Below are 12,669 nucleotides of genomic sequence, written 5' to 3'. Positions count from 1 at the left end.
AGCAGACAGCGCACGCATGCCTAGCCCCCGCCCGATGGCGTCCTTCTGCAAACGAAAGGGGGAAGAACCCCAAGGTTCCTCCCCCGCTCACAGCAGTCTTCACATGCGCTTCCGGTCAGCGACGCTCGCGGCATGAGGCGCAGATGCCATAGAGATACATCCGGTGCGAGGTCAGCACGTAGCCGTGCCGTCTGGCCAACTCTTCCTGCAAGCGTTCGATGTCGTCGTCGAGCACTTCGATATTGGCGCCACACCTCTCGCAGATGAGGTGGTCGTGGTGCTTGCTACCGTACTTCTGCTCGTAACGCGCCACACCGTCCCCGAAATGCACTTCCTTGGCGAGACCTGAGTCGCACAGGAGCTTCATCGTTCGGTAGACGGTCGCCTGCCCCACAGAGGGGTCGACGGCCTTGACACGCTCATAGACCTCTTCGGTGGTGAGATGCCCGCCTACTTTCAGGAAGACATCGACGATGAGCATCCGCTGCGGCGTCACCTTGAGGCTGTTGCGCGCGATATAATCCTGAAATACGGCGATGGGTTCCTTCATTGGGCATCATCCCTCTTGGGTTGGTGTCTGTGCAAGGTGTACCCTTCCGGAAGATAAAGCGCAAGAATACGGCTCACTACAGCACCCGCAAAGCCTGCCAGCCGCGCGTTGCCGCAACGGCGTCGAGACTGCCTCCACCGAGGACGCACACCCTGCCCGTGCGTGCCACCGCATCCAGCACATCGGCGAATTCCCGGAAGTGCCGCTGCGTGGTCGCCAGCATCTGCTCGCGCATCGTCTGCCTGACATCTTCCGTATCACCGGTAAGGTGGCGTAGCATCGAGGCCTCACCGCGCGCGTCGGGCAGCATGTGCATGTCAAGGTCGCCGATGGCACCGACGATGGCGCTTGTGAGTGCGGCGTCATCGAGTTCCACCGTGCGCAGATACTCGGCGCACTTGTCGTAGACATCAAGGGTGCGCTCCACATTGGGGTCGCGGTATGAAACCTGCGTGAAGGCCCCGCTCATGCGGTCGAACGCGCAGAACGCGCCGTAGGCCCCGCCCTGCACGCGCACCCGGTCCCACAGGAACGCCATGCGAAGGTGCTTGAGCACCACGCTCACCGAACCATGATAGGCGTAGCCAAGGTCATAGAGGTTGGCGCCCTTGCCCACGTAGTTCACCTGCGCGGGAACGACCAGCGCCTCTGCAGCAGGCAGTGCATCCGGTGCCCAGACCACGGCATCGGCTGCTGTATCGGGCAGTCCCGCGACAAGCCCGTCGAAAAGGGGCATGGCCACTGCCGCCGTGGCGCTGTCCGCCGTCAGGTTGCAGAGAGCCCCGCTTCGACGCAAGACAAGTGTGCGAAGCGTTTCAAGGTCGTCGCGCACCCCCTGCCAGTCGTCACGCACACGTTCGGCGAGTTCGCGCAGGGCCATGAGGTAGGTGATGCCACCTGTCACCTCGTCAAGCCAGCCAGCCATGGAGAAACTGGCCCGCAAACGGCTGGATACGACGCCGTGGCCCGAAGGCACCAGCGAATGCTCCTGACGGGCCTTTTCCTCCAGCACCATGCGCCCGAAGCGCTCCGCGTCATCGAACAGCGCCTCGTGCAGCACTTCGTGCATGATGTCGACCAGGGCCGCGGCATTGTCACGGGTGGCCTTGCCGCTCACCACCATGTGAGCGACAGGCTTGCGTCCGGCGCGGGTGGTGGCGAAGAGCGTATCCGCCTCGATACCGCCGGTCTTCGCGGCGATACGCATCCCCAGCGCCACGAAGTCGTGACGCGCCGTTCCCATCTCGAGCAGGGCCCGCCCGAAGAGCGGAACCAGCGGCAGAAGCCTTGCAGGAACGGCAGACAAGTCGAACAGCAGTTCGGAGTAGACGATGCCGGACGTGTCGATGTCATGGAACAGGACGGTGACATCGCCCGATGTGCGTTCTTCGATGGGAATGGGGCGGTTCTCGCGCGCAAGGTCTTCAAGACCCAGACGCGGTATGGTGGCGAGCGCCTCCGGCGAATCAGGAGCCTCCTGCAGGGCGCGCAACGTCGCCGCAAGAGAGACCACGGCTTCTCTATCGGAGGGCGAAAGTGCGGACTGCACCTTCTCGATGCGCTTGTTCTCGGCCTCTTCACGACGCGCCTCCAGTGTCATGTCGGGCACTAGCGAGACCGTTGCGCGGTGGGCATTGTCGAGGAAGCAGCGCCTGATGAGCGCCTCGAAGTAGCCTCCGGCGGCTATGGCGTCACGGATTGCGGCAAGGGGCTTCTCGAACGCCAGCAGGGCCAGGGGGTCTCCGTCATAGAGCCACGTCGTGAGAGAACGCACCATGACGGCGAGACCACGCGGGTAGCGTCCGGTGTTGTTCTCGCGCAAAGAGAACTCCACGCTGTTGAAAGCGGCTTCGATGGCGTCGGACGGAACCCCCTCCTCTGCGAGGGAGGCAAGCGTATCCATGACAAGCACCTCGACCCGCTCGGCATCCGCCGGGTCGATGCCCTTGAGCCCCACGGAGAAGTACATCTGGCGCAGTTCGGCTTCCAAACCTACACCGGCGACATCCTCACCCAGACCCGACTCGATGAGCGCACGACGCAGCGGCGAACCGGGCATCCCCAGGAGGATGTGTTCGAGCATGTGCAAAGCGAAGTTGCGCTCTGCATCGACGGTCTCGTCAAGAAGCCAGTTCACCGTGACCATGCCACGGGTATCGCCTTCCCCGGCGGCGAAGGGCACCTCAAGAAGGCGAGGCGTGTCACGGTGCCCCATGAGAGGCACAGCGGAATCCACATCAAGCCTATCGAAACGCGACAGCACCCGCCCGATATGCTCAAGGCGGGCTTCTTCTGGGTCGTCGCCCCAGAAGAAGAAACGGCCGTTGCCGGGGTGATAGAAACGACGATGGAAGTCGCGGAACTGCTCATACGTCAGTTCAAGGATGCGCTCGGGGTTGCCGCCCGAATCCAGCCCGTAGACATGCTCCGGAAAGATCGCCTGCTGCGACTGTTCCGAAAGTACCGACTCGGGCGAAGAATAGACGCCCTTCATCTCGTTATAGACGACGCCCTTGTAGTTCCATGGGCCGTCAGCCGTCTCGGCATCGATGTGCCAGCCTTCCTGCCGGAAGATGTTCTCATCGATACGCGGAAAGAACACCGCGTCGAGGTACACATCAACAAGATTACGAAAATCCTGAAGGTTGGTGCTTGCCACGGGGTAGCACGTCTTATCAGGGTAGGTGAAGGCGTTCAGGAATGTCTGGAGCGACCCCTTGAGCAGTTCCACGAACGGTTCTTTGACCGGATAACGCTCGGAACCGCAAAGAACCGAATGTTCGAGGATATGCGCGACGCCTGTGGAGTCGCCGGGGGGAGTGCGGAAGCTGACACCGAACACTTTGTTCTCGTCGGCATTGCAGAAGGAAAGAAGCTGCGCACCCGTGACGACATGTCGCCACCGGCGTACGCGGCTTGAGAGTTCTTCGAGGTTGGTCTCGTCTATGAGTTCGAATCCGTGAAGCTGCATGGTATCCTCCTGGCGGGTATCCGCCTGAATGTCATCGGGCATGAGGCGACGCATGATAATGCCCGTTTTCGCCACGCATGACAATCAGGGCACAACGTTTCAGGGCCGCATCCCCCCGGTAGAGAAGGCATGGCAGGGGAGACGAGGCGAGAAGGAAAAGAGGACGCAGAATGGTAGACGGGGGGACTTGCCCTGACAGCCGTGGCTAGAGGACGACAGGCGGCAATGACGTGAGCGCATCAGGAGGCAGACAGAGGAGTCGGCCGAAAAGAAAGACGGCCCATTCGGGCAGGTCCCGAGTAGCGGCTTTCTGCCGAAACGCAGAATGCAGATGCCCCCCTCCGGTGGCGACTACCATGCTGTTTCCACCCTGTCGCGCCCGCGCTGCTTCGCGCGGTACAGCGCTTCGTCAGCGAGACGTACCAGTGTCGCCCCATCAGCCACGTTCTGCATCTCAGTGCACGCCACACCAATGGAGACACGAACCTCGATGGATTCGACACCGATGTCGAAAAGATGCCCGGCCACGACAAGGCGCAGACGTTCAGCCGCCTGATACGCCTCATCACCTGTCACCTCGGGCATGATGACGGCAAACTCCTCGCCCCCGACCCGCGCGGGCAAGTCCTCGATGCGGACGGTAGAGGACAGAAGACGGGCAAGCGTCTGCAACACCCTGTCACCCGCCTGATGTCCCCACGTATCGTTGACCAGCTTGAAATGGTCGAGGTCGAGCATGAGCAGGGCCACGGGGGCCTCTCGACGACGCCACCGGGCCATCTCCTTCTCAAGCGCCGTCTCGAACGAACGCCTGTTGTAGAGTCCCGTCAGCGGGTCGACCAGCGACAGCCGTTCAAGTCGCAACTCCTCTCTGCCGACCCAGCCTCCCATGCCGGTGAAGACGAGTATGGACCCTACCGAGATGTAGAGAAAAAGCCAGAAGTCATAGTCCGGATGTGACGGGGACAGGTCAAGAAGCGTGCGGATGACAAGCCAGCCCAACGGGGCCCCCGCCCCCAACGCCGCACCCTGCAACATGCGGAATGCCAGATGGACAAGGCGCCGGTGCGATCGTTCTGGCATGTTCCCACCCCCTTAACGCATGTGGGAACGCGCGACCCGGAACAGGTCGTCGTAATCGAGCCTGTCACGGATGCCAAGACACATGTCGACGGAAACCCGCACCTTGCCACGCAGTTCTTCGAGAAGTACCTGCTTGTGCCGTTTCATCCACTTGCGGACGAACGGCGCGTCGAATCCGTCAACGACCAGAGCGAGCGCGTCACCGAAAAAGCGTGCCCCCATGTGAGGCACAAAGGGGCGACAGGCTATCCTTCCATGGTGGCGGGCCAGCATCACGTAAAAAAGAAGAGTCACCAGCAGCTTGTCATCATTCTGCCGGTGGTGGACGTTGAAGAAGGGTTCGGAGGATTCCTTTTCGAGAGCGAGGCGAAGCAGTTCTTGTGCGTAGGCGAGCGCACGGTCGGCCTCGACAGGCAAGGCATGGAACCGCGCGCCCATACGAGCCAGGGTACGATGAGGGTTCTCTCCGGACGCCACATCCATGACCGCGATGCGCATGAGGTCGAAACGCCTGTCGAGCGTCGCGCACACGACTTCTCCCTTGGTGAGGGCAAGTTCGCGCACGCGAGACGAGTCCAGATGAGAAGCGAAGGCGAGTTCGAGCAGGTGACGCACGAAGGGTTCGGGCGTGAATTCGGCCTCCTGCTCAAGTGACTTGAAACTGCGGCTGCCACCCACCAGCTTCTTGAGCGACAGCCAATACGCGACGACCCCCTCCAGAGGCATGCCCATCAGGTCTATGTCGCGCTGTATCTCAGTCATGACTCATACGGCACCGGTTATGCGCCGCTCCCTAGCGGGACTGTACAAGGGGGAGCGACGACTTGCAACTATGCCGTATATAACGCGCGTTCGGATGGCACAGGGCTCGTGGCGTACACCCGAGAGTCACGACACTTCACTGGCAGCCGTCAACACGGTGCACAGAAGTAGCGGCAGCCCCACACGGCAGTGGGCCGAAACGATGTGACGCGAGGTGATGCAGAGGGCTTGTCGTGCTTGCCGCACGCCCCGGGCGTCCATGCACAGCCCGACCGGAAATGCCACTGGTCTCCCCATGCGGAGGGGGTCTCAATGGGGAACAGCATCTCACGACCGACAACGACTCTCGCAAAGGCGAGACGATGCCAGGGTGTGTTCCGACGCCATTTCCCGGCGGCGCTATACACTCACAAGCGCGTTGTCGGCATTGGCGAAGGGGCAGTATTCGTAGCCGTCTGCATCGCTGTCGTTCGCCCAGCGACACCCGTCGAGAAGATACCTGAAACGGTATTCACGCCCGGTCTCAAGTTCGACCTCGACGCTGAAGCTTCCGTCACGACCACGTTTCATGGGATTGCGCTGTTCGTTCCAGCCGTTGAACTCACCGACAAGACACACGGTCTCCACCCCTTCGCATTGCGAAGAGGGAAGTACGAAGCGCACCTTGCATACGGGGCGGGTCTTGAGAAATTTCTTGCTGATGGACACGGCAACCTCCCTCGGTGTTCTCGAAAGGTACTGAATCCACCATACACGGCATTGCGCCATTACGGAAGAGCGACACCGAAATGTGACTTCCGGTGACCAAAGAAAAAAAACTGCCAGAAACGTCTAGCCGTTGGCAGCCTTGAGCGTCTCTTCGATACTGGCGAGAAGCTGCTCACCCGCAAGGTCGAACCCGCACAAGCCCCGCACGGCCAGCATGAGCAAATCAAGCTGCACCACCATCTCGCTGGTGCCATTGCAGATGACGCACTGGTCACCTTCAAGGCGCAGACGATAGGCACGCCGTGAGCGTTCGGCGCCGGAACCGGTGACAATGTAGTAGACCTGTTCGTTGTCTTCGGTGATGAAGAGCTTTTGCCGTGTCAGAACGCCCTGCTCCTCATCGTACCACGAACACTCGGAGAACAGACGCCCCTTGAATGCGATGTCTTCTCCGGCATCGTTGCGCAACACCAGATCCTCCATCGCCCTGCAGGTCATGTCGGAACCCATGCAGCCTCCTCTTCTAGGATGTGGGCAGGGTCAGTTGCCGTGGCCCGGTCGGTTCCTTGCGCCGTTTCTCCTCACGCGGTTGCGCAGGGGAGACGGGCTGGTCTTCGCCAACCGTTTCTCCGAAAAGCTCGCCACCGCCTTGAGCTGTCCAGAACGCCTCAAGGTCGATACGCGAAATGCGATAGCCGCGCCCAAGACGGGCCGCCCGCAACGCGCCATCCTTGATGGCACGGCGCAGCGTCTCCTTGTGGCAACTGAGCAGTTCGGCGGCTTCGCCGAGTGTGAAGGTGGTCTTCTGCATCAGGGTGCTCCACCTGAGTGTCGCACGCACCGGACCATTTCCGGTAACTTTGCAACACATCAATGCGCGATTAGCATCTCGAATCAACTGGTGTCAACAAACGCCATCCCATAGTGCATGATTATAACCTGAATCAGCTCTACTCTCTCTTGATGCACCGCAGGCCACGCAGGGTGTCCCGGATGGACTCCCCCACGCTTTCGAAGGATCCAACGCGGCTTGGCTTCTCTCCGCAAACTCATGATGGCGTTCAGGGACTGAAGCCTACGTGCACATCCCATCACGCACTGTCGTCACTTCGCAACCGTTCATGCTTCTTGCGCCCACATTGCATACGCAGCAGACGACCCTGGGCGCACGGCGTCCCTGCCGCGGCATCACCGGGGCCATCCGGAGGCACGGCAAGGAGGGCGGTGCCCTGTGCAAGACTCCCCGCGATACGTATGCAGACCCCACAGGGGCCCAAGCCCACCATGCGACACGGCCACGGCCTCACGTTTTCCGGGCTGTCAGGTCTTCCGGGCAAGACGCGTCTTGCACCAAAAAGGACCAGCCTCGCATCCGTAGAAGCGAGGCTGGTCAGCGCCCTGAACCGCCGTGCGGCGGTTCAGGGCTTCCGTTGCATTCAGTGACTAGCTGCGGGAGAGATGACCGAGGCGTTGCGCCAACCCCGTCAGGTCGTTGACTGCCCTGGCGGCATCCTCCATCCGTTGCGCCGTCTCCTCGGAAAGGGCACTCACCTGCTCCACGCTGCGCTTTATCTCCTCACTCGAAGCCGACTGTTCCTCGGCAGCGGTGGCGATGGCCGTCACCTGCGACGAAGTGTCGTTGACCAGTGCGACGATCTCCCGCAAGGCCGTACCCGAGCGTTCAGCCAGTACCGTGGCCTGACCGACGGCGCTGGCGACCTCCTCCATGCTGGAGATGTTGCGGGCCGCACCACTCTGGATGGTCTCGATGGAACGGCGCACCTCTTGCGTGGCATTCATGGTCTTCTCGGCAAGCTTGCGAACCTCGTCCGCGACGACGGCGAATCCCCTTCCGGCTTCACCCGCCCGCGCCGCTTCGATGGCGGCGTTGAGCGCCAGCAGGTTGGTCTGGTCGGCGATGTCGGAGATGACGTTCATGATCTGCCCGATGGATTCGGCCTGCCCGCCCAACTCGGTGAGGTTGGTCCGCAACACGCCCGAAAGCTGACTGACCGTGCCGATGGCCTGCACCGCGTCGCTCACGATACGCGACCCCTCCTGCGCCTTGGTCTGTCCGCTTCCGGCCTGTTGCGAAGCGAGTGCGGCGCTGCGGGCCACCTCCATGATGGTGTCGTTCATCTGGCCTATGGCCCCCACGCTCTCGGCGATGAGGTGCCGCTGCGAATCGGCACTCGAAAGCACCTGTCGCGTCTGTTCCTCGATGCTGGCCGAGGCCTCGGCGACCTGCGAAGCCACTTCGACGACCTCGGTGTTGACCGCCTGCATCCGCGACATGTGCCCCTTGAGTTCGGTCTCCTTGCGATAGAGTTCCGTCACATCACTGGCCACCTCGAGGTAACCTGCCCGTTGCCCGTGGCAATCGTGTAGGATATCGCCATACGGACGAATCCAGCGGCTCTTCCCGTGGATGTTGAGTTCGATGATTTCGGCCTCGTAGCGCCCCTGCTTGGTTCGTGCCTGGCAGATGGGGCACCTGTCGGTGCCGCACACCGACGTGTTGAAGATGGAACTGCACCGCATGCCGCGTACCTGTTCGCCATCCGTCTTTCCTGCAAGCCTTGCGACGGCGTTGTTGGCCAGCAGGATATTATAGTCGTCATCGACGGCGAAGACGGGGTCGGGGATGGCATTGACGATGTTCTTGTACCCTTCCACAGAACAGAGGATGTCCTCTATCTTGCCCATGAGCCGGTTGAACCAGCGGCACAGTTCGCCAACCTCGCCGGAATCGGTATCGGCGAGCCTGTCGTTCAGGTTGGCCCTGTCTTCGGTGATGTCACGGATGAGCCGCACCACGTTGCCCACAGGTCTGACCACGACGCGGGTGAGCAAGGTGGAGAAGATGATGCCGGGCACGACGAGAAGGGCAAGCAACGCCACGAGCATCACCTTGGCGAAGGTATCGAAGATGGCTGCCGCAGCCGAGTTGTCCATGACAAAGACGAACACGCCGACCTGTTCACCCTTGTAGTCCTTCACGGGGAACGACATCAGCGCGGTTCCGCCTTCATCCTCGACGTGGACGCCGGTGCGTCCCGCCGTCAGCAGTTGCGGCGAGACCTTGGCGAACGCGGGTGATTTCGGGTTGCCCGTGGCCAGCATGAAGTCGCTGCCGACCAGAGGGTGCTTGGACCTGTCCGACATCCCGTTGGCGATGTCCTGCAGGCTGGTGTTCATGAAGAGCATAAGGTCCTCGCCTTGCCCGCGCGATGCGACTTCGAGCAAGGGCGCGAACTCCACCAGCACTTCGACGGAACCTATCTGCTTCCCGGAGGCATCACGCACCGGAGAAACGCCACGCACGTCGAAACCGCCGCGCCCGACCTCGATGCCCTTGCGCGGCTGACCGCTTCGGTTGACCTCGACCACGGTCTGCCTGAACGTCGAGATGTCGTCGGAAACGTCCACCCCCTGACCGTCGCGCTTGACCTGCTTCGCCGACCACAGGCGCACGAGGCTACGCCCGTTGGGCAGGTGGAAATGCAGCTTGAACTTGCGCCCGTTGATCGCCTCGAACGACTGAAGGTGCCCCTTGAGTTCACGGCGCAGCAGTTCACGCGCCTCTTGGCCTTTGGCATCACGCTCGTCGGCGATGTTCCCCGACATGGCGATGGCATAGGCCTCCTGCACGACGGGCAACGCGGAGAAAAGCGAAGCCTGCTCCAGTGCTTGCGTGCCGAGAAGCTCGACATTCTGGGCAAGTTCGCTCGATTTCGATTCGGCTATGCGTTCAAGAAAGACACTTTTGAGAGCATGAAGTTCACCTGAGAGCACCCAGTAGGCACCTGCCCCAAGGATGAACACTGCCAACGCAAACGGAAGAAACAGTTTCTGTCTGATACCCATGACCACCCCGGCCAGATTGAGTGTCGCCCTCCCACAGGCCCACATCACCATTCTACCGGACAAGTCACGGAATGCAATCACTCTTGGCTGTCTTCGCCCTCCTCGCCCGTAGCAAGGCAATCGAACCCTCCCCCGAACATACCGCGAAGCTTCTCTTCGGGACTCGGGGCCGGGGCCCCTGCGTCTTCACATCGGGCCAGCGAAAGCGGCAGATTGCGTATCTCGCGTTCGCTGCGGTATTCCATCACACCACAATGCTTGCACTTGAAATTGGTGGCACGACGAAGACAGTTGCAATCGACCTTCACGAAGGCATGTTTACGCATCCGTCTCTCCATCATGCGCCCGCAAAATCTCCACAGCCCCCACAATCTCTCCTTCCGGACTCCGGAAAGGGGCCACGCGCGACCACCACACACGCCCGGTGCCGGACAGCCTCACGAGACCCTCATGTTCATCACCGTCGCGACGGAACATGTCGAAGGGAGTCTCGCCCGCCATGTCGCCCGGGGTCTCGCAAACCACGTCTCCGGGTGCCACCATGCCCGATGAGGCACAGGACCTGTTGACCATGATGACGTTACGGTCGAAGTCCTGCAATATGACAAGGTCCGGCAGGGCGTCCATGGTGCTTCTCAAGAGTTCCATGGTCGTTCGTTCGCGCTGTTCCGCATCCTTGCGGGCAGTGATGTCGACGACGATACCCTCGTACCGCGTGGCTACACCATCCTCCCGACGCACGAGCCTGCAATGCTCGCTCACCCACAGGGCCTCACCATCACGCCCATAGATGAGCGATTCCACACCTTCCACGGGCTCGCCTGCCAGCAAGCGCTCACACAGATGCCTTCTGCGACCGGGGTCGTCGTAGACCTGTTCGCCAAAGTCGCGCACAAGCCGCAGCATCTCGGCCTGCCCCGTGTAGCCCAGCATGCGGGCGAAGGTGGCGTTGACGGTGACAAGACGTCCTTCGAGCGTGCAGACATAGATTCCGACGGCTGCATTGTCGAAAATGGAACGGAACCGCTCCTCACTCTCACGAAGCCGGTTCAGCAGGTCCTGCCTGTGCCGGACGATACGCAGGTTGACCTGCAACTCTGCGGCGGTGACGGGCTTGCTGATGAACCCGAGAGCCCCCGAAGCGATGGCATCATCCACGATGTCGCTGCTGGAGGTGCCGGAGACCAGCAGCACGGGCAAATCATGTTCGGCCACGAGATGTTGCGTGGCTTCGATGCCGCTGGAACCGCCCTCAAGCCAGATGTCCATGAGTACGACATCAGGGCGGGTCTGGGCAGCAAGGGACATGACCTCCCCTGCAGTGGCTGCCGTTCCCACGACCTCCTGACCTATCCGCTGTACAAGACCACGGATGTGATGCGCCACAAGCGGGTCATCCTCTGCCAGCAGTACACGCAAGGGGCGGATGCCGCCTCGATGCGGCAAGCCGCCCTTCGCAGGGGAAGCCCCGGGCTTCCGGATACCGGGCGATGCGGCATTCGGCGCGTCGTCTCCGTCTCCCGGTCTGCCCTGTCCTTGCGACCCGGTCGCGTCAATCGGCATCCGGCCTCTCCTTGCCGTCCTGCCGGTGTTTCAGATACCGGGGAAGAATCACCAGCAGTGTCGTACCCGAGTCACGGGATGACAGGCACTCGACCCGTCCGCCAAGGTAGTTGCCCGTGAGCAGGCGCACACCGTACATGCCAAGGCCACGTCCTTGTCCCTTGGTGGAGAACGAGCGCTGGAACATCTGTGCCCGCACTTCCGGGGAGATGAATCCGGCATTATGCACCCGGAACGTCACTCCGGAGGGTGTGGCTTCACAACCTGCCGTCACCACACCACCACGCGGCGAGGCTTCAAGCGCGTTCTTCACGAGATTGCCAAGCACTCTCGCCAGCAGGACCCTGTCGGTGGAAATGAGCAGGTGCCCGCCACAAGGTTCCATGACAAGGCGCTTGTCGATGCATGCCTCGTGGGTACGGTAGAGTTCGATGACGTCGCGCAGCACCTCACGTGCCTGCACGTCTCGCAATTCGACGCCAAGTTCATCGTTCTCGGCAGCCACGAGCACCCGCTGGGCCAGAATCTCCTCGACCAGCGCCGTCGCATAGCGATGCACCAGCAGCATATCCGCCCGCACATCCAGCGGTACATCCTCGACGAGCAAGCCGGATATGCTGCGCAAGCCCCCCGCCATGTTCAACAGGTCGTGGAAAAAGATGCGCTCCAGTGCGCTACGGCGTTTCTCATGGCTGATGTCGGACATGGACAGGATGACGAAGTGGTCGCCCTCGCGCGTCATGGGTGTGGCGCACACCTTGAAATCACAGGCCGAGAGACGCCCCTGCAACGTCCGGGTGATGCGGCATTCGCCCTCGACCCGCTCTCCGCCGATACCGGCAAGAATAGACTGCAACGCCCCGCACGGGCGGCATCCTTCCGCCGTGCCGCAACCGTTGGGCCCCTCGCACGCATGTTCGCATTGCAAGACCTCGCCCGGGCGCTGCCCGAAAAGATGCGCGGCTTCCTGAAGGCCCAGAAGGCTGAGCAGATTCCGGTTGGCGTGGACGACCTGCCGACAGGTATTGAGCACCAGCACGACCTCACCCACCGCGTCAAGCAGTTCAGTGAGCGGTATCGACCGGAAAAGAGCGACCTGCCGCTGCAATTCGTCAGGGGTTACACGCTCCGGCGGAGCACAGTACGTTTCATGGCAGGCGGACAT

Annotated in this window: 11 protein-coding genes; all 11 read right to left on the bottom strand. The window is 61.6% G+C overall.

Annotated features, from left to right (window positions below; all coding sequences use genetic code 11):
• Positions 1 to 115: 115 nt before the first annotated feature.
• Positions 116 to 550, bottom strand: a complete 435-nt coding sequence (locus tag DVU_RS04470) for a Fur family transcriptional regulator (protein ID WP_010938241.1) — start codon at positions 548 to 550, stop codon at positions 116 to 118.
• Between the two features lie 76 nt (positions 551 to 626).
• A complete protein-coding gene (locus tag DVU_RS04465) occupies positions 627 to 3,521 on the bottom strand; it encodes an insulinase family protein (RefSeq protein WP_010938240.1) in 2,895 nt (964 codons plus the stop codon).
• 351 nt (positions 3,522 to 3,872) lie between these two features.
• Positions 3,873 to 4,604: a GGDEF domain-containing protein gene (locus DVU_RS04460; RefSeq protein ID WP_010938239.1), complete on the bottom strand. Its 732-nt coding sequence runs from the start codon at positions 4,602 to 4,604 to the stop codon at positions 3,873 to 3,875.
• Between the two features lie 12 nt (positions 4,605 to 4,616).
• Positions 4,617 to 5,366 (bottom strand): hypothetical protein, encoded by a 750-nt coding sequence (locus DVU_RS04455; protein ID WP_010938238.1) that lies wholly within the window; start codon positions 5,364 to 5,366, stop codon positions 4,617 to 4,619.
• A gap of 399 nt (positions 5,367 to 5,765) precedes the next feature.
• Positions 5,766 to 6,074: an isoamylase early set domain-containing protein gene (locus tag DVU_RS04450; RefSeq protein WP_011792620.1), complete on the bottom strand. Its 309-nt coding sequence runs from the start codon at positions 6,072 to 6,074 to the stop codon at positions 5,766 to 5,768.
• Between the two features lie 123 nt (positions 6,075 to 6,197).
• Positions 6,198 to 6,584: a hypothetical protein gene (locus DVU_RS04445; protein ID WP_010938236.1), complete on the bottom strand. Its 387-nt coding sequence runs from the start codon at positions 6,582 to 6,584 to the stop codon at positions 6,198 to 6,200.
• 13 nt (positions 6,585 to 6,597) lie between these two features.
• Complete coding sequence (locus DVU_RS04440; protein ID WP_011792621.1) at positions 6,598 to 6,885, bottom strand: helix-turn-helix domain-containing protein; 288 nt, start codon at positions 6,883 to 6,885, stop codon at positions 6,598 to 6,600.
• 632 nt (positions 6,886 to 7,517) lie between these two features.
• Complete coding sequence (locus DVU_RS04435) at positions 7,518 to 9,941, bottom strand: methyl-accepting chemotaxis protein (RefSeq protein WP_011792622.1); 2,424 nt, start codon at positions 9,939 to 9,941, stop codon at positions 7,518 to 7,520.
• Positions 9,942 to 10,018: 77 nt separating this feature from the next.
• Positions 10,019 to 10,267 (bottom strand): hypothetical protein, encoded by a 249-nt coding sequence (locus tag DVU_RS04430; RefSeq protein WP_014524293.1) that lies wholly within the window; start codon positions 10,265 to 10,267, stop codon positions 10,019 to 10,021.
• Positions 10,260 to 11,504: a PAS domain S-box protein gene (locus tag DVU_RS04425; protein WP_010938232.1), complete on the bottom strand. Its 1,245-nt coding sequence runs from the start codon at positions 11,502 to 11,504 to the stop codon at positions 10,260 to 10,262. Before DVU_RS04425 ends, DVU_RS04430 begins: the two co-directional genes overlap by 8 nt.
• Complete coding sequence (locus DVU_RS04420) at positions 11,494 to 12,669, bottom strand: sensor histidine kinase (protein WP_010938231.1); 1,176 nt, start codon at positions 12,667 to 12,669, stop codon at positions 11,494 to 11,496. Before DVU_RS04420 ends, DVU_RS04425 begins: the two co-directional genes overlap by 11 nt.

The sequence above is a fragment of the Nitratidesulfovibrio vulgaris str. Hildenborough genome (assembly GCF_000195755.1).
Lineage (GTDB): Bacteria > Desulfobacterota > Desulfovibrionia > Desulfovibrionales > Desulfovibrionaceae > Nitratidesulfovibrio > Nitratidesulfovibrio vulgaris.
This window is presented reverse-complemented; position numbering and strand designations above follow the sequence as displayed.